The organism is Candidatus Borkfalkia ceftriaxoniphila (genome assembly GCF_004134775.1).
Classification (GTDB): Bacteria; Bacillota; Clostridia; order Christensenellales; family Borkfalkiaceae; genus Borkfalkia; species Borkfalkia ceftriaxoniphila.
In genome coordinates, this window is the sequence record NZ_SDOZ01000002.1 from 137,599 (window position 1) to 154,052 (window position 16,454).

Below are 16,454 nucleotides of genomic sequence, written 5' to 3' on the forward strand. Positions count from 1 at the left end.
CCTTTTTCTAACAGTTTTCATCAATCGGAATTTTTTATACATAAAAAAGAGGACGGTATTTCCGTCCTCTTCCGATCTATTTTTTTGTAAACAAAACTCTCCGGCAACTGTCGCATTCGACGAATTTTCCGTCGGATAATTGGGAAATTTCCGCGATGGAAAGTTCCATACCGCACTGCGGACAACGGTTGCCCTGCACTTCGCAGACGACGGGGAATAATTTCTCCTTGCGTTTGAGATTGTATTTTGCCATGGTTTCCGCGGGAATGCTTTTGGAAAGTTTATTCAATTCCGCTTCGATAGCGCTGATCTCGTCCGCGCGGGCATTCTTGACTTCGAGATACTTTTCCCTGTATTCCTTGTACTGTTTCTGCATGGCGATGGTCTGTTTTTTGGCGGCCGCAAATTCCGTTTTCGCCGCTTCGATGCGGGACGACAATTTGGAAATTTCCGCTTTGAGCGCTTTCAAACTGTCCATGATCTGCGAGGCGTTCTTTTTATAAAAAGAAACTTCCGCGCCCTGCTCCACCATTTCGTCGAGATTTTCGTAGTCTTTGATGGTATCCGCGATCTCCGCGTACTTATCCGTCAACAATTCGAAAATATGTTTGAGTTCCGCGGCTTTTGCGTCAAGCGCTTCGAGTTTTTCGGGCGCTTTTTCCAAAAATTTGCGCGCCGTCATATATTTTTTCCTTTCATCGGACGCCGCGATCTCCTGTTCAATCGTTCTCAATTTGCCGTCCGTTTCCTGATACCGCAATAAATCCTGTATTATCATGATCCAATCTCCTTATTCAAAGCATAAATCCGTCGTCGCAATACTCGCTCGCAACGCCCAATTTATCTTTCAGATTTTGATATATTTTATGAAAACCGTAATTCTCGCTCGCGTAATGCGTGAGTTCGATTACATTCATTCCCAAGTCCAGCGCTTCGCATATGTAATTATGCTTGATATCGGCGGATATGAGCGCCTGCGCGCCGCGTTCTTTCGCTATTTTTATCGTATCGCCGTCCACGCCCGCGCCGCAAAACGATGCTGCGCGGCCGATTTTTTGTTCGCCGCCGAAAACCCATAAGCGCTCGGCGCCGAGCGTTTGCCGCAATGTGTTTGCGAGTTCCTTTGCCGTAATATCCGCAATAGTGAACACTCTGCCGTAGCCGCCCCCTTCGACGGGTTGCACGGGCACGTTTTCTTCATCGCTCGCCCCTGCCGCCTGCGCGAGATAATAATCGACGCCGCGCGGCGCGCAGTCCGCGTTGAGGTGCATGGCGACGACGGATATGCCGTTTTTAGCGCAATCGAGGAGTTTTTTCCCCATTGCGTCCGCGATGGAAAGTTCCGATACGGGATAGTAGATCGCGGGATGATGGGTGACGATCAGTTTCGCGCCGCGCACAACGGCGCGTTCGATCGCCGCACGGGACAGATCGAGGGAAAAGACGGCGCGTTCGATCTCTTCGCCCGTATTCAGTAAAATGCCGCTGTTGTCGTGTCCGCCGTACGCGGCGACGTATCGGTCGCTGAGCGCGTGCGGAATTTCGGCGTTCAGAATATTATATATATTTTCGAGTTTCACGGTTTATCTCCTCCAAACGTTCCAGCGAAAGAGTAATTTCTTCTCTCGCCTGCCCGTCCACGGGCGAAAGCAGATATTTTTTCTTTTTTTCGATCTCCGTCCGCAGTTTTTCAAGAAAATCGGCAGAGGGGCGCAATAGATTATCCCGCCCGAACTCCAATTCTTTCTCGGAATATGCGCTCGCGCGGCCCGTTTGTTCCGCCTTGATCAAGTCGTAGAATTTGCCGTCCGCAAAGGTGTAATCGGCGATCATTTCCATACCCTGCGACAAGAGATATTCGCGCACCTTACGCGTATTTTTCATGGGCTGCAATAAAAGTTTTCGGGGCAGAAACCCGTTTTTGAGAATCGTTACGATCTCCTCGCCGCCCATGCCCGCGATCAGAACGAGATCGCAGTCGCGCGGAATTTTTTCCAGTCCGTCGCAACAGACGGAAGTCACCTTGCCCGCCGCGGCGTAATTTGCCAGCAGCACCTGCGCTTTTTTCAGGCTTTCGGCGCTGACGTCGGAAACAACGGCGTGCGCGCACAGATCTCTTTCGAGCATAAATTCGGCGCAATAGCCGTGATCGCAGCCGACGTCGGCAAATTTTTCGCATTTTTCGAGTTCGGAAAAGAGCGTGGAGAGCCGCTTGGTATATTTCATCTTAATCGAGAAAATCTTTGAGTTTTTTACTGCGGCTGGGATGGCGCAGTTTCCGAAGCGCTTTCGCCTCGATCTGGCGGATGCGTTCGCGGGTGACGTTGAATTCCTTGCCCACCTCTTCCAAAGTGCGGGGCTTGCCGTCGTCGATGCCGTAGCGCAGGCGGAGCACTTTTTCTTCGCGCGGGGTGAGCGTGTCCAGCACGCCCAAAAGTTGTTCTTTCAGCATGGTGAACGCCACGGAATCGCTGGGCGTGGTCGCGCGGTCGTCCTCGATGAAATCGCCGAGATGGCTGTCCTCTTCCTCGCCGATGGGCGTTTCCAGAGAAACGGGATCCTGCGCGATCTTCTGGATCTCGCGCACCTTATCTTCGGGAAGGTTCAACTCTTTCGCGATCTCCGCGGGCGTAGGCTCGCGGCCGAGTTGCTGCAACAGAATACGCGACGCGCGCGTCAGGCGGTTGATGGTTTCGACCATATGCACGGGGATTCGGATGGTGCGCGCCTGGTCCGCGATGGCGCGGGTAATGGCCTGGCGGATCCACCAGGTTGCGTAGGTGGAAAATTTAAAGCCCTTCTGATAATCGAATTTTTCCACCGCTTTCATGAGCCCGAGATTGCCTTCCTGAATGAGATCGAGAAAGAGCATTCCCCTACCCACGTAGCGTTTCGCGATGGAAACGACCAGTCGGAGGTTGGCCTCGCTCAGACGCTTTTTCGCCGCTTCGTCGCCGTCCTGCATACGCTGCGCGAGCGTGATCTCCTCCTCGGGAGATAAAAGCGGCACTCTGCCGATATCTTTGAGATACATTTTGACGGGATCGTCCAGCCCGATATCTTTGAGAGCCTGTTCGAAAAGTTCTCTGTCGCGTTCGTCCTCGTCCACGATCTGAATGCCCGCCTCGCCGATCGCCTTGTAGACGTAGTCGAATTGGTCGGCGCTGGTGTCTATTTTTTCCAGCACGTCGAACAAAACGTCGGTGGGGATGCTCCCCTTGCGACGGTATTCGTCGATGAGCGTTTTCAGTATCTCGTTTAATTTTTGTTCGGATACGGCCATGTAAGTATTTTATCCTCCGCTTATGTTAAAAGTTTTTCAGTTTGATCGTAAGTTGCAAAATTTGTCTTGTGTATTCTTTCTTCCGCGCGATGTCGGTTTCCGCGTCGCACACGGCGCTCAGTTCCTTTAAATCGCGTTCGATCTGATCACGTTCCAGAATTTTCAGGCTGTCCTCGAAATATTTCGCAGCGCCGTCGCCTTCCAGATTGTCGCCCATGCTCAGATCGAGAATCTCCGAAAGTTCGGGCGTATTTTCGTCAAATATTTCAAAAAGCGCGCTCGCACGCACCGTTTCGCCCTTATTCTGCTGATTTTTGATATAGTCGGCTATCCTATTATGCACAATATTGTCAAAACTGACACTCGAAATGTCGAAATTCTTTGCATATTTCGCATGGAATAATACGGAAGCGAGAATGAATCTGCATGCTTTCACGACGCGGTCGGAGCCGTCGTCCAGTTTGCGCTCGATGCGCGTTTCGCTCCTCGGCTGCGCGGGCGCGTTTTCCAGATCGCGTTTGAGCGCCTCGTAGGTCGTGCCCGTCTTGTCGCGCACGATTTTCAAAAGATCTTCCTTGACGCTCGCGCTCTCAGCCTCGGCGATCACTTTGAGCGCCGCCGCGATGTATGCGCGTTTTTCTTCGGTTTTGTTAACGTCGTACTGTCCGCTCAAAAGGCTCAGTTTGAAATCGATGAGAGGCATCGCCCTGTCAAGGCACTTCTGATAGCCCTCGTTGCCGTATTTTTTTATGACGTCGTCGGGATCCAATCCCTCGGGAAGCGGCACGACGCGCACGTTGACCTGCTCGTCCCTCATGATCTCCAACCCGCGGACGGCGCCTTTCTGCCCCGCGCCGTCGCCGTCGTAACAGATATAGACGTTGTCGGTGTAGCGTTTGCACAGACGCGCCTGATCCTTTGTGAGCGACGTGCCCATGCTCGCGACGACGTTGGTAAACCCCGCCTGATAGAGAGAAATGGTATCCATATACCCTTCCACCATGATGATGTCGCGGATGCCCGTCGCTTTCTTTTCCTTTTTCAAAAGGTTGATGTTATACAGATTTTTGCTCTTGTCGAACAGAGCGGTCTCCCGCGTATTTTTGTATTTGGCGAAATCCGTCTTTTCAAGAACGCGGCCGCCGAACGCGATGACGTCGTCCATGGCGTTGATGATGGGAAAGATGAGCCGACCGCCCTGCGCGTCCACCAAACGGTGTTTTTTTTCCGATTCGATGACGGCGCCGCTGTCGAGAATATTTTCGCGCGAAAAGCCGCTGTCGAGTAGATATTCGGGAAGATCGCCGAAATTCAGCGACGCGCCCAGACCGAATTTCCGGATGGTGGAAGCGGAAAGTTTGCGGTCGAGAATGTATTGCACGTGCGCGTCCGCCCGCCCTGAATTGAGGTTTTTGAGATAAAAACGGGCGGCCGAGCGCATGATCTTTAACATTTCGTCGCGTTTTTTCTTTTGCTCGACCGTCTTTTCCGTTTCGAAATTCATTTCGGGAAGTTGCATGTGCGCTTGTTCGCATAAGATCTTGACGGCGTCCATAAAGTCCACCGATTCGATCTCCCGCACGAACGTGATCGCATCGCCGCTGACGCCGCAACCGAAACAATGATAGAACTGTTCGGCGGCGTTGATGGAAAAAGAGGGCGTTTTTTCATGATGAAAAGGACAGCGCGCCCAGTAATTTCCGCCTTTTTTATCGACGGGCACGTAACTTCCGATCAACTCGACCAGATCGATCTTACTTTTCAATTCCCGTAAAAATTCGGGACTCAATCCTTTCGACATTAAATCTCTTCGATATCCTCCGCTCTTAAAGCCCACGAACGCGGCACGTACAGATAATTGAACACCGCGATCGCGAATTTATCCGTCATGGAAGAAAGATAATCGCAGATCACCTGTTCCAACGGATATTTTTCCGACAACTCCCGATAAAAAGCGGGGAGCTTGTCCCTGTTTTTTAAAAAATATTCGTACATGCCCGAGAGCATGCGTTTCGCGCGCTCCTCCTCTTTCATGGAAAGCGGCGTGATATACACTCTGTCGAACATGAAAGCGCGCAGATTTTCCAACGCTTCCGCCTCGCATTCGCCCATTATGACACGGTTTTTCCCTACGCTGTTTTCGTAGATGGAAGTGATCATCGTATTGATGCGCTCGCGCGAAGAATTGCCGAGCACGGCGATCTCCCTTTCCGGGAGTTCATCCGCTTTTAAAAGCCCCGCGCGGATCGCGTCCTCAATGTCGTGATTGACGTAAGCGATGCGGTCGGCGAGAGAAACGGCCTTTCCTTCCAAAGTGGCGGGCGTGCCGCTCTTTTTGTGGTTCACGATGCCGTCGCGCACCTCATAGGTGAGATTGAGCCCCGCCCCTTCCTTTTCCAGCACGTCCACCACGCGGAGCGACTGCTCGTTATGGGAAAAGCCCGCAGGGTTGAGGCTGTTTAAAACGCGCTCGCCCGCGTGACCGAAAGGTGTATGCCCGAGATCGTGCCCGAGCGCGATCGCCTCGGTCAGATCTTCGTTGAGCGCGAGGCTGCGCGAAATGGAGCGCGCGATCTGCGAAACGTCGATGGTGTGCGTGAGCCGCGTGCGGAAATGGTCGCCTTCGGGCGAAAAAAAGACCTGCGTCTTGTTTTTCAGGCGCAGAAAGGCTTTGGAATAAATGATACGGTCGCGGTCGCGTTGGAAGTCGGTGCGCATATCGCAGGCATCTTCTTCCCGCGCCCTGCCGCGGCTTTGGGCGGATTTCTGCGCGAACGGGGAGAAAAACATTTCTTCCATCCGATAAGTGCGTTCTTTGACGCCGAAATTTTTATGCATAGATTCCCCTTTCTTTTGAAAACAAAAAAAGTGCCTTTTACCCTTCCTTATTATAAATTCGACACAAAGAAAAAAAATCCTTTTTCGGCAAGGATTTTTTTGATATTTTTTATTTATACGAGCAATCCGCCGTTCACGCGCAGGATCTCGCCCGTGATATAGCGGCTTTGAGCCAGAAATAGGACGCTTTCGGCAATTTCTTCGCACGTTCCCATCCGTTTGACGGGTATTTGCGATAGAAAATCTTCCAACTCGTCCCGATTGAGATGCGCGTTCATGTCCGTATGCACGATCCCCGCGGACACGCAGTTGACGCGGATACCGCAGGGCGCGAGTTCCTTTGCCGCGGCTTTGGTAAAACCGATCAGAGCCGCTTTGGACGCGGAATACGCCGCCTCGCAACTGCCGCCCGTTTCGCCCCATACGGAGGCGACGTTCACGATGCTGCCCCCGCCCCTTTTTTTCATCTTTTCGGCGGCATAGCGGGTACAGAGAAACGCACCTTCGACGTTGACGGAAAAAAGATCTTTCCATTCTTCGAGCGTCGTTTCGGCAATTTCCTTATAGAGCGCGACTCCCGCGTTATTGACTAAAATTTCCAGAGAAAAGACGCTCTCCATCATCTCGCGCACGCTCTTTTCGTCGGAAACGTCGGCGCGGTAGACGAGCGGTTCTTTTCCCGCCGCGCGGATCAGATCTGCCGTTTCCCGCGCGCCTTTTTCGTCCTTCGAATAACAGAACGCCACGTCGTAACCCGCTTGGGCGAACCGTACCGCGACAGCCCTTCCGATGCCGCGCGAGCCGCCCGTAACGAGCGCCGTGCTCATTTCTGCCCCCTTTGCGGGAGGGAAAATTCTTTCATGATGCAAAGGGCGATCTCTTCGACCGTCTTGTCGTCGGTATCGACGATGAAATCGGCGCAGCCTTCATAGACGGGCGTTCGCGCGCGCAAAAGATCGTTGATCTTTTCAAACGCCGCGCCCTTTAAGAGCGGTCTGTCTGCGCCCGTATGCCCGACGCGGCGGAACACCGTGTCCGCGCTCGTCCTGAGAAAGACTATTTTGCCGCTCTCTTTGAACGCATAGGCGTTTTCGGGACGCAGAAGGCACCCGCCCCCCGTGGAAACGACGCAGTCGTTTTCGGCGGCGACTTGTCTGACCATTTCCGTTTCTAGCGTGCGGAAATGCGGCTCTCCGTAATATTCGAAAATATCCGCGATCTTGCCGTATTTTCCCACGACCATTTCGTCCGTGTCGTACCAGCGCATGCCCGTCAGTTCGGAAAGTTTAATGCCGACGCACGTTTTGCCCGCCCCCATCATGCCGCACAGGATCACATTCATAACAAAAAACTCTCCGCCGCTAAAATATAACTGTTTTTTCCGAATCCGAGAATACAGCCGCGGCATACCTCGCTGAGCACGGAAGTATGGCGGAACTCTTCCCGCGCGTGCACGTTGGACATATGCACCTCGACGACGGGCACGGATATGCCCGCGATCGCGTCGCGGATGGCATAACTGTAATGGGTGAACGCGCCCGCGTTCAGAATCACGCCGTCCGCATCCGTCGCGTGCAGTTTTGCGCAGATCTCGCCCTCTATGTTGCTCTGATAAAACTCACATTCCGCGCCGCGCGCGTTTACGTACGATCGAATCTGCGCGTTGATATCGTCCAGCGTTTCCGCGCCGTACACGCCCTTTTCGCGGCGCCCCGTCAGATTGAGATTGACTCCGTTGAGAAATAATAATTTCATGCGTTCTCCTTTTCGCGTTGATAGCGTTCAAACAGCGTTTTCGCTTCGTCCGAATCGGCGTCCTTTCCGAGGTAAATACAGTCGGCATAATACGCCTGATAAAACAGCATTCCCTCGCCGTTTAGGATCTTTTTGCCGAGCCCTTCCGCAATGCGCAGAAACTCGCTCTTTTTCGGGCAGTAGATGAGGTCGCAGGCAAGATTGCAGCGCGAGAGAAATTCCGCGCCGACGGGCGAAACGCCCTCGCTCTTGTGCATGCCCACGCCCGTGGCGTTAACGATCACGTCGTACTGCGCAGGCTGTAACGACGTGAGCGGCCGGATATTTCCGAATTCCGTTGCGACGATTTCGGCATTCTGTACGTTCATATCGTACAGAAATACGTGCGCACCCGCGTCCGCGAGTTTTTTGACGACGCTACGCCCGGCGCCGCCCGCGCCGAGCACGAGAAATCTCCGTCCCGACGTTTCTATCCCGTTATTTTGCAGCATGAGCATAAAGCCCGCGCCGTCGGTGTTGTACCCGATCCTGTCCTTGACCGTGTTCACCGCTCCGAAAATTTTCGCGTCCCCTTCCAGAGAATTCAGATGAGGAATGACGGAAAGTTTATAGGGAATGGTCACGTTGAACGCATCTTTTTCTGCGAGCAGTTTTTCCGCAAGCGCGTCGAATTTTTCCGCCGCGACGGAAATATGTTCGTATTCGCAATCGCTCCCCATGCCGCGTAAAATAAAGGCGTGCATTTTTCCGCTTTCTGATTTGGATACGTCTTTTCCCACAACCGCAAGTTTCAGCATAAACTCCTCCTTCAGTTTCCAAGTCCCGCAAGTCTGCGATAAAAATCGGGAAAGGAAATATTGACGCATTCCGCGCCCTCGATCGCACCGCCGTTTTCGCTCGCGGCCAGACCGATTGCGGCAGTCATGGCGATGCGGTGATCTCCGTAAGAGCGGACTTTTCCGCCCTGTAATTTGCTTTTGCCCCGGATCACGAAACCGTCGTCCGTCGCGCGGATATCGCCGCCGAGCGCGGCGATCATCTCCGCGGTGGTCGCGATGCGGTCGCTCTCCTTTACTTTGAGTTCCTGCGCGCCCGAAATGACGCTTTCGCCCTCGGCAAAGGCGCACAGAAGCGCGATGACGGGGATTTCGTCGATGAGCGCGGGCATGATCTCTTTCGAAAGCGTGATGGCGCGCATTGCGGACTTTTTCACGACGATATCCGCCACGGGTTCGCCGCAGACGAGCCGTTCGTTTTGCAGAGTATATATGACGCCCAGTCTGTCGAACGCCGTCAGGATACCCGTGCGCGTGGGATTGACGCCGACGCGGGGACAGACGATCTCCCCTTTCAGCGCGCCCAGCGCCAGAAAATACGCGGCGCTGGAAATATCCGCGGGAACGTCCACGTCCACGCAATGCAAACGGCTCTTTCGGATGCGTACGGCGTTTTGATGAACGAAAATATCCGCTCCCATCGCGGACAGCAGGCGTTCGCTGTGATCGCGCGACTTTTCGGGTTCGCGGACGATCGTTTCTCCCGACGCGCCCAGCCCCGCAAGCAAAATCGCGCTCTTGACCTGCGCGCTGGCGACTCCGGTTTCCACAATGCAGCCGTGCAGGGGCGCAGGTTCGACAATCAGAGGCGCGGTACCGTCCGTCGTGCGGACGTTTGCCCCCAACAGCGCGAGCGGCTCGGCAACGCGGCGCATGGGACGCGTGGACAGCGACGCATCGCCCGTAAGCGTGGCGCGCACGCCCTTGCCCGCGATCAAGCCGCATAAGAGGCGCATAGTCGTGCCGCTGTTGCCGCAATCGCACAGCGCGTTATTTTTAAATTCGGGCGAGCCTTCGACGGTAATGGTTTCGCCCTCCCGCTCGATCTTCGCGCCGAGCGCCTTCATGCACGAAACCGTGGAAAGGCAATCCTCTCCGACGAGCGCGCGCGTGATCTTCGCTTTCCCCTCCGCCGCGGCGTTGAACATGACCGCGCGGTGGGTGATGGATTTATCTCCGGGGATTTCCGCGATCCCCGAGATCTTTTCGGCGGGCTCTATGTTCATAGCAAGCCCCCTTCGATTTTCTTTAAGTATTCCGCATACGTCGGAAGCGGCAGCGATATTTCCGCATATTCGCCCCGCGCTTTGGGTACGACGAGGGATATTTTTTCCTGTCCGGAATTCTTTTTATCCAAAAGCGCGTTTTCCGCCGCGCTCCCGATATCGGGAAAACGCGGCATCTTCGGCAATGCGCGGGAAACGATCTTTAAGATCCGTTCCGCGTATTCCCGTTTACAGACGCCTTCCGCCAGCGCGATCTTGGTTTCGAACGCCGTGCCGACGAGCACGTATTCGCCGTGCGAGCGGCGGCCGTAATCGAGTTCGAGCGCGTGCGCCGTGGTATGCCCCAAATTCAGGCATTGTCTGAGCCCCGCGGTTTCCCGTTCGTCCCTCTCCACGACGCCCGCCTTAAAACGGACGCACAGCGGAACGAGTTTTTCCAGAAAGCGCAGCCCGAAATCTGTCGCGCCTTGCAAAATATCAAAAATTTCCGCATCGAGCGCGGCGGTCTTTACGATCTCGCCCAACCCGCAGCGTATCTCGCGTTTGGGCAGCGTCGTCAGAAACCTCGGATCGCAGAGGACCTGTTCGGGCTGATAAAAACTCCCGACGATATTTTTATATCCCCTGTAATCAATGGCGGTCTTGCCGCCTACGGAACTGTCCACCTGCGCCAAAAGCGTCGTAGGGATCTGTACGAGGCGGGTGCCGCGCATATAGAGGGAAGCGGCAAAGCCGCCCACGTCGCCGACCACGCCGCCGCCGAACGCGACGAGCACGGTTTTTCTATGGCAACGGGCGCGGACCATTTCGTCTAAAATGGAAAAGAGCGTTTTATGGTTTTTGTTTTTCTCGCCCGCGGGCACGACGCATACGTGCGCACTGCCGAAATATTTTTCAATGAGATCCGCATACAGCCGCGCCACGTTGGAGTCGGTCACGACGAATAATTCTTTGCCTGCAAGCGTCTCTTCATAGCCCTGTTCGAATGCGCCCTCGCCGCAATATACGATGCCGGGGCGCGATTTCGTGTGAATTCGTATCTTCTGCATACTCTTCCCTCTTACGGCAGGCGCGCGTAACGCTCCTGCACTTCGCGCATATGATCGCCGCCCAGCCGTTCGGAAATCTTCTGCGCGAGCGCGAAACATACGACGCTCTCCGCAATGACTTCCAACGCGCAGATCGCCGCAACGTCGCTTCGTTCGGTCGCCGCGCGGCACGCCTGTTTGCTTTCAAATTCCACGGTATTCAGCCCGCGCATGAGCGTGGGAATGGGTTTCATCGCGGCGCGCAAAATGATCTCTTCCCCGTTGGACATACCGCCCTCGATCCCGCCCGCACGGTTGGTCGCGCGCGAAAATTTTCCGTCTTTCCAGAAAATTTCGTCGTGCACTTTGGAACCGGGCAGACGGGCGCATTCGAATCCCATGCCCACTTCCACGCCCTTGATCGCCTGTATGCTCATCAAAGCGCCGCACAGGTGCGCGTCCAGTTTATCTGCGTAAGTCATGCAACTGCCGAACCCGCTCTTGACGCCGCGCACGCGAATTTCCACAATGCCGCCCGCGGTGTCTTTCGCCTCTTTTATCTCGTCGATGCGCGTTTTGGCGCGTTCACATAGTACTTTGTCAGGCATAAACAGTTCGTTTTCATGGATTTTTTCCAGATCCTCGAACGCATAATGCTTTTCATCGCACACCGATTCCACGCTCTTGACGTAGCCGCGCACTTCAATGCCGAGCGCGCGCAGGTACATTCTCGCGACGCTCCCCGCCGCAACGCGTACGGCAGTTTCCCGCGCCGAGGCGCGTTCTAAAATATTACGCGCGTCGGTATGGTCGTACTTCAAAAGCCCCGAAAGGTCGGCGTGGCCCGGGCGTACCTGCGTGAGTCTGCGCTTTGTCACGTCGGCACCGTAAGGCGACATATACTCTTCCCAGTTGCGGTAATCCTTGTTTTCCACCATCAGGCAGACGGGGCTGCCCAACGTACGGCGATCGCGCACGCCCGACAGGATCTCCGCTTTGTCCGTTTCGATCTTCTGGCGCGCGCCCCTGCCGTAGCCGCTCTGCCGAAGGGCGAGCCAGGCGTTGATCTCTTCCGCATCGATTTCGAGATTGGAAGGCAGTCCTTCGAGAATGGCGACGAGCGCGCGCCCGTGCGATTCTCCGCTTGTTGTCAGTTTGATCATCTATATATACTCCGAAAAAGATTTTTTACGGTAAATTTCCAATTTGAAAGATTTTTGCAGATGCGGCGACAGTTTCCCCTCTTCGCCGACGCGGAGGACAATGTTGCCCGCCTCGTCCGTCCGATAGACCTCGCATGTCTGATCGGCTGACTTTAACCGTTCGATCACTGACGGCGACGGGTGTCCGTACAGATTTCCCGCCCCGACACCGATGAGCGCAAAGCGCGGCGAAACGAGTCGGGCAAACTCTGCCGACGTGGAAGATGCGCTGCCGTGGTGCGATACTTTCAAGACGTCTATATCCGCAATATCCGGGCGCAGTTCGATGCTGCGCCCGCCGACCTGCACGGTCCTGGCGAACAATTCGTCTCCGAAAATGCCGTAATCCCTGACAAGCCCGTTTTCCACGTTTTCGCCGATATCGCCCGTAAACAGAAAGCGTACGCCCGCGTATTCGAGATAAACGACTGCGGACGCGTCGTTGGCAGCGCTGTCGGAATTCTCGTTCACAAGCGCGCGATAGGCGCTGTTTTCCGATTCGTACGGCAGCGGCAATAAGATCATGGCATAATAGAAACATTCTACATCTTCCGAAACGATGGCGGAAAAGGTCTGCGAGATATGCACTGCCGTACCCTTGCGGGCGGCTTTTCTGACCGCTGACGTAAACGCGGCGTAAGATGCGTTGATCGTTTCATCGGGGCAATAAGGCATATAAATATGTTTCGCGCCGAACAGTTCCAAAACGTCGCTTAGGCCGCCGCAGTGGTCGGAATCGGGATGCGTGAGCAACAGGTAATCGAGCGTATCGATTTTGAGCGCGCGGAGATAGCGCAAAAGCGCGTCGCTATCTTCTCCGCCTCCGTCGATAAGCAATGTTTTCCCGTCGGGAAATTCGATCAAGGCGGCGTCGCCCTGCCCCACGTCGATAAAGTGAAGGGCAAGTTCGCGCTCGGCGCGCGCCTCGACTTCGGGAAGTGAAAATAAAACGGAGAGATAACGCAGAGGAAATACAAAGGCGTTGACGAGCGCGAGTACGAGTACCATGACAGCGACCGCGCCCGCAACGGCGATTGCGGCGATGCGCTTTTTACGCTTTTTTTCTTTTGTTTTCTCTCCTTTCATACGCTATCTCGCCTTCGCCGCTTTCGCGTTTTTCAAAAGGGAGCGCACCTCTTCCATGCGTGAGCGCGCGCATTCGTAGCCCAGATCGTACATATTATCCTTGCGCAGAATATCCGTGGCGGCATAGCCTTCCAGCGCGGGCGTTAAAAGAATATCGCAGGCCGCGAAACCTTTTTGCCGGACGGGCACGATCTGCCCGCCCGCGGTCATAAAACGCGACGGCTTGTCCTCGGAATATTCCGAAAGCCCTACGCCGACGACGATATCCGCGCCCATTTCCCTTACGACATCGCCGGGCACGGCGTTGAAAAACGCGCCGTCCGCCAGCGGCGTGCCGTCGATCTCCACCGCGCGGAAAAAGGGTGGCATGGCGCTCGACGCCATCAGCGAATCGATGAGGTTCCCGCCGCGAAGAACGACTTCCGCACCTTGGGAAACGTCGGTTGCGACCGCCGCGAACGGAAGTTTCAACTCGTCGAACGCTTCCGTGCCCAGCGAATCGGACAAGAGCCGCCGAACGGGTGCAAAACTACCGCCGACCAAAAGGGAAACGGCAAGGTTTTTATAATCCAGTCTTTTCACGAGTTCCATGGTATCCGTGGAGGAATACCCCCGCGCATACATGGCTCCCACGATACTGCCGATGGAAGTGCCCGCCACGACGTCGAAAGAGATCCCCTCTTCTTCGAACGCGCGCAAAACTCCCAGATGCGCCATACCTTTCGCCCCGCCGCTTCCCAGCGCGAGGCCGATTTTTTTCTTCTTTTTCGTAAACATCATGCTGTCTTTATCGTCCCATGGCGAGCGCCGCCGCGCCGTAGATCCCCGCGTCGTTGCCCAGTTTTGCGCGGGCGATGACGAGCGGAATGGTCTCGCCGTCCACATAAATGCGTTCGCCCACCCATCTTCTCAGCGGCTGTAAAAGATATTCGCCCTCGTTGCAGATCCCGCCGCCGATAATGACCGCCTGCGGACGCAGCAAATTTACCAGATTCGCGATGCCCTCGCCCAGATAGGAAATATAATTTTTGACGACTTTCGCGCCTGCGGGATCGTCCGCTTTCGCGGCGGAAAAGGCGGTGCGTCCGTCCACTTTATCGGGATCGCCGTCCACGAGTTCCCACATGACGCTGTCTTTGTGCTCAAACATGGCTTTTTTCGTATCGCGAATGAGCGCGGTAGCCGAGGCGTACTGTTCGAAACATCCGCGCCTGCCGCAGGGACACGGCACGCCGCCCGCCTCGATGACCATATGTCCGGCCTCTGCGCCGCCGCAGTTTTCCATGAGTTTGCCGCCCGAAATAATGCCCGAGCCCACGCCCGTGCCGAGGGTGAGGAACATGCTGTCTGTATATTTTTTGGACGCGCCGAACTTCGCTTCGCCCAACGCCGCCGCGTTGGCGTCGTTTACAAGACGGACGGGAGCGCTCAGGCGTTGGGCGAGATCCCTGCCGATCGGTTTATCCGTCCAGCCGTAATTGCTCCAACGGATCACTACCCCGCCGTTCCCGTCTATCACGCCCGGAGAGGCGAGCCCTACGCCCTTTAAACGTTCCAAAGAGGCGCCCGCCGCAGCGAGCGTCTCTTTGGCTAATTGATACAATTTCGTAACGACCGTCACATATCCGTCGTCCTTGGAAGTCGCGGCCGTACATTTATAAAGGCATTGCCCCTTTTGATCGAACAGCCCCGCCTTGGCGCTCATGCCGCCCAGATCGAACCCCATGTACCAGTCAGTCATAACAAATCCCTCGAATCGGTTTTATTCCTGCGCGGCGAAACGCAGCAGGAATTCCTGATCGTCGTCCGTTTCCGCGAGCGTACGGTAAAACTCCGCGAGCGCACCGTCGTCAACGAGCGATTTTTTAACGCGCGCCATACAGTCCAACTCCGCTTCCGAAAGCAACGCGTCATCGTTATACGAGCGCGATCTTGCGAAATCGACGGGCGGAAATATCCTTTTTTCCCGAAGGGAGAGCGAAAGGCGCAGTTCCTTATTCGCGGCGCTTTTCAGTTCCTTATAAATATTCTGTATGCGGGCATCCTCTTCGTCCGTACGCATGGAGGCGACGATCGTCAGAGAACCGTTTTCCTCGAAATTGCGCGCAAGCGCATAAAAACGCTTGGCTTCCACGGAAGAAAACCACCGCTCGCCGTTTTCGTTGGTACGAGCACGCTCGGAGAAAGCGTTCACGAGGTCGGTCATGCCGTCCACGAATAAAATGACGTCGCGGCCGTATTCAGACTGGCGCTTGGCGTGCTCGAAAGCGAGCGTCGCAACCTGCATCTGTACCCTTTCCGGCATATCGAATGCCGTAAACAAAAGTTCTCCGTGACGGACGATCTTGCGGAACGCCGTCACTTCTTCGGGCCGCGCGGCGAGCAGCAGCACGATGACGTCGAGATTCGCGTCGCCTTGCGTGAGCGAAGATACCATCTGTTTTATGAGATAACTCTTGCCCGAGGAAGCGGGCCCCGATATGAGGACGCGCTGCCCTTTGCCGAGCGGGCTTAAAATATCCAGAGCGCGAAGCGGCGGCTCTTTTTTGCCTAAACGGACGATCTCGTTCGCAAAACAGGGCGTAAATTCTTCGAACCGCCGACGGGAACGCACTTCCTCGGGCAAAAGCGAATTGACGCTTTCCACCTGCGCGAGTTCGCCGCCGTCCGCATTGTCCCGCAGATATCCGCTCACTTTATCGCCGCGGCGAAGATCGTGCAGCGCGACGAGGTTTTTGGGGACGCTGATGTCCGAAAAAATAGAGCCCTTGCGATTGTAGACGAGACAGAATTTACCCGACGCGGGATCGCTGTCGAGATAGCCCGACGCGAGATCGGAACCGTAGCCGAAACGCAAGGTATGGCCGCTGTCGCTCACGTGGATCCTTTCGTCCGAATCGGATTCGCGGTACGTTTCCTTTTCGCGGATCTGGTCGGTGAGAGAGCGGATGTCTTCCAGCCATTTTTTATCGACCAACAGCGATTTCGTGGGCGCGCCCTTATTGCTTCTGGGCGAGGGTTCTTTCAGTCCCGCGCAGATATTGACGATATAATCGATGTTTTCGTTTTTCGTCTTTGTGGTCGGGGAAGGCACGCCGATCTCGCGCGCGATGTTCCGCTCCTCATAGACGGAAAAGTTTTTCAGATAATCGTACAGTTTCGCATATTTTTCCAACGGATTCTTACTCATAGCCATTGCC

17 protein-coding genes are annotated in these 16,454 nt (G+C 55.0%); all 17 read right to left on the reverse strand.

What is annotated here, in order from left to right; all coding sequences use genetic code 11:
- Nucleotides 1–76: 76 nt before the first annotated feature.
- The 17 genes from ESZ91_RS00785 to ESZ91_RS00865 all read right to left on the reverse strand — a co-directional run bounded on the left by ESZ91_RS00785 (nt 77) and on the right by ESZ91_RS00865 (nt 16,444).
- On the reverse strand, nt 77–778 hold the full coding sequence (locus tag ESZ91_RS00785; protein ID WP_129223138.1) for a zinc ribbon domain-containing protein: 702 nt from the start codon (nt 776–778) through the stop codon (nt 77–79).
- A gap of 16 nt (nt 779–794) precedes the next feature.
- On the reverse strand, nt 795–1,580 hold the full coding sequence (locus ESZ91_RS00790; protein ID WP_129223140.1) for a Nif3-like dinuclear metal center hexameric protein: 786 nt from the start codon (nt 1,578–1,580) through the stop codon (nt 795–797).
- Nucleotides 1,558–2,226, reverse strand: a complete 669-nt coding sequence (locus ESZ91_RS00795) for a tRNA (adenine(22)-N(1))-methyltransferase (RefSeq protein WP_129223142.1) — start codon at nt 2,224–2,226, stop codon at nt 1,558–1,560. Before ESZ91_RS00795 ends, ESZ91_RS00790 begins: the two co-directional genes overlap by 23 nt.
- 1 nt (nt 2,227) lies before the next feature.
- Nucleotides 2,228–3,283 (reverse strand): RNA polymerase sigma factor RpoD, encoded by a 1,056-nt coding sequence (rpoD, locus tag ESZ91_RS00800; RefSeq protein WP_129223144.1) that lies wholly within the window; start codon nt 3,281–3,283, stop codon nt 2,228–2,230.
- 25 nt (nt 3,284–3,308) lie between these two features.
- Entirely contained in the window at nt 3,309–5,084 is a 1,776-nt protein-coding gene (gene dnaG, locus ESZ91_RS00805) for a DNA primase (protein ID WP_129223146.1), read from the reverse strand.
- A complete protein-coding gene (locus ESZ91_RS00810) occupies nt 5,084–6,121 on the reverse strand; it encodes a deoxyguanosinetriphosphate triphosphohydrolase (RefSeq protein WP_129223148.1) in 1,038 nt (345 codons plus the stop codon). The genes dnaG and ESZ91_RS00810 overlap by 1 nt, the downstream gene beginning before the upstream one ends.
- A gap of 113 nt (nt 6,122–6,234) precedes the next feature.
- Nucleotides 6,235–6,948 (reverse strand): elongation factor P 5-aminopentanone reductase, encoded by a 714-nt coding sequence (gene ymfI, locus ESZ91_RS00815; RefSeq protein ID WP_129223150.1) that lies wholly within the window; start codon nt 6,946–6,948, stop codon nt 6,235–6,237.
- Entirely contained in the window at nt 6,945–7,463 is a 519-nt protein-coding gene (locus tag ESZ91_RS00820) for a shikimate kinase (RefSeq protein ID WP_161970982.1), read from the reverse strand. The genes ymfI and ESZ91_RS00820 overlap by 4 nt, the downstream gene beginning before the upstream one ends.
- Nucleotides 7,460–7,876, reverse strand: coding sequence for a type II 3-dehydroquinate dehydratase (aroQ, locus tag ESZ91_RS00825; protein WP_129223154.1), 417 nt, complete (start codon nt 7,874–7,876; stop codon nt 7,460–7,462). Before aroQ ends, ESZ91_RS00820 begins: the two co-directional genes overlap by 4 nt.
- Complete coding sequence (locus ESZ91_RS00830) at nt 7,873–8,673, reverse strand: shikimate dehydrogenase family protein (RefSeq protein WP_161970983.1); 801 nt, start codon at nt 8,671–8,673, stop codon at nt 7,873–7,875. The genes aroQ and ESZ91_RS00830 overlap by 4 nt, the downstream gene beginning before the upstream one ends.
- Nucleotides 8,674–8,684: 11 nt before the next feature.
- A complete protein-coding gene (gene aroA, locus ESZ91_RS00835; protein WP_129223159.1) occupies nt 8,685–9,938 on the reverse strand; it encodes a 3-phosphoshikimate 1-carboxyvinyltransferase in 1,254 nt (417 codons plus the stop codon).
- Nucleotides 9,935–10,987, reverse strand: coding sequence for a 3-dehydroquinate synthase (gene aroB / locus ESZ91_RS00840; RefSeq protein WP_161970984.1), 1,053 nt, complete (start codon nt 10,985–10,987; stop codon nt 9,935–9,937). The genes aroA and aroB overlap by 4 nt, the downstream gene beginning before the upstream one ends.
- A gap of 11 nt (nt 10,988–10,998) precedes the next feature.
- Entirely contained in the window at nt 10,999–12,129 is a 1,131-nt protein-coding gene (aroC, locus tag ESZ91_RS00845; RefSeq protein ID WP_129223163.1) for a chorismate synthase, read from the reverse strand.
- On the reverse strand, nt 12,130–13,254 hold the full coding sequence (locus ESZ91_RS00850) for a ComEC/Rec2 family competence protein (RefSeq protein ID WP_129223165.1): 1,125 nt from the start codon (nt 13,252–13,254) through the stop codon (nt 12,130–12,132).
- Nucleotides 13,255–13,257: 3 nt separating this feature from the next.
- Nucleotides 13,258–14,034: a patatin-like phospholipase family protein gene (locus tag ESZ91_RS00855; RefSeq protein WP_161970985.1), complete on the reverse strand. Its 777-nt coding sequence runs from the start codon at nt 14,032–14,034 to the stop codon at nt 13,258–13,260.
- Between the two features lie 7 nt (nt 14,035–14,041).
- On the reverse strand, nt 14,042–14,995 hold the full coding sequence (locus ESZ91_RS00860) for an ROK family protein (RefSeq protein WP_129223169.1): 954 nt from the start codon (nt 14,993–14,995) through the stop codon (nt 14,042–14,044).
- 21 nt (nt 14,996–15,016) lie between these two features.
- A complete protein-coding gene (locus tag ESZ91_RS00865) occupies nt 15,017–16,444 on the reverse strand; it encodes a hypothetical protein (protein WP_161970986.1) in 1,428 nt (475 codons plus the stop codon).
- Between the last annotated feature and the right edge of the window lie 10 nt (nt 16,445–16,454).

Bases quoted from the DNA above. Each gene is read 5' to 3' on its own strand.
- ESZ91_RS00785 (WP_129223138.1), bottom strand. From the start codon at position 778: ATGATAATACAGGATTTATTGCGGTATCAGGAAACGGACGGCAAATTG.
- ESZ91_RS00795 (WP_129223142.1), bottom strand. From the start codon at position 2,226: ATGAAATATACCAAGCGGCTCTCCACGCTCTTTTCCGAACTCGAAAAA.
- rpoD (WP_129223144.1), bottom strand. From the start codon at position 3,283: ATGGCCGTATCCGAACAAAAATTAAACGAGATACTGAAAACGCTCATC.
- dnaG (WP_129223146.1), bottom strand. From the start codon at position 5,084: ATGTCGAAAGGATTGAGTCCCGAATTTTTACGGGAATTGAAAAGTAAG.
- ESZ91_RS00810 (WP_129223148.1), bottom strand. From the start codon at position 6,121: ATGCATAAAAATTTCGGCGTCAAAGAACGCACTTATCGGATGGAAGAA.
- ymfI (WP_129223150.1), bottom strand. From the start codon at position 6,948: ATGAGCACGGCGCTCGTTACGGGCGGCTCGCGCGGCATCGGAAGGGCT.
- ESZ91_RS00820 (WP_161970982.1), bottom strand. From the start codon at position 7,463: ATGAATGTGATCCTGTGCGGCATGATGGGGGCGGGCAAAACGTGCGTC.
- aroQ (WP_129223154.1), bottom strand. From the start codon at position 7,876: ATGAAATTATTATTTCTCAACGGAGTCAATCTCAATCTGACGGGGCGC.
- ESZ91_RS00830 (WP_161970983.1), bottom strand. From the start codon at position 8,673: ATGCTGAAACTTGCGGTTGTGGGAAAAGACGTATCCAAATCAGAAAGC.
- aroA (WP_129223159.1), bottom strand. From the start codon at position 9,938: ATGAACATAGAGCCCGCCGAAAAGATCTCGGGGATCGCGGAAATCCCC.
- aroB (WP_161970984.1), bottom strand. From the start codon at position 10,987: ATGCAGAAGATACGAATTCACACGAAATCGCGCCCCGGCATCGTATAT.
- aroC (WP_129223163.1), bottom strand. From the start codon at position 12,129: ATGATCAAACTGACAACAAGCGGAGAATCGCACGGGCGCGCGCTCGTC.
- ESZ91_RS00850 (WP_129223165.1), bottom strand. From the start codon at position 13,254: ATGAAAGGAGAGAAAACAAAAGAAAAAAAGCGTAAAAAGCGCATCGCC.
- ESZ91_RS00855 (WP_161970985.1), bottom strand. From the start codon at position 14,034: ATGATGTTTACGAAAAAGAAGAAAAAAATCGGCCTCGCGCTGGGAAGC.
- ESZ91_RS00860 (WP_129223169.1), bottom strand. From the start codon at position 14,995: ATGACTGACTGGTACATGGGGTTCGATCTGGGCGGCATGAGCGCCAAG.
- ESZ91_RS00865 (WP_161970986.1), bottom strand. From the start codon at position 16,444: ATGAGTAAGAATCCGTTGGAAAAATATGCGAAACTGTACGATTATCTG.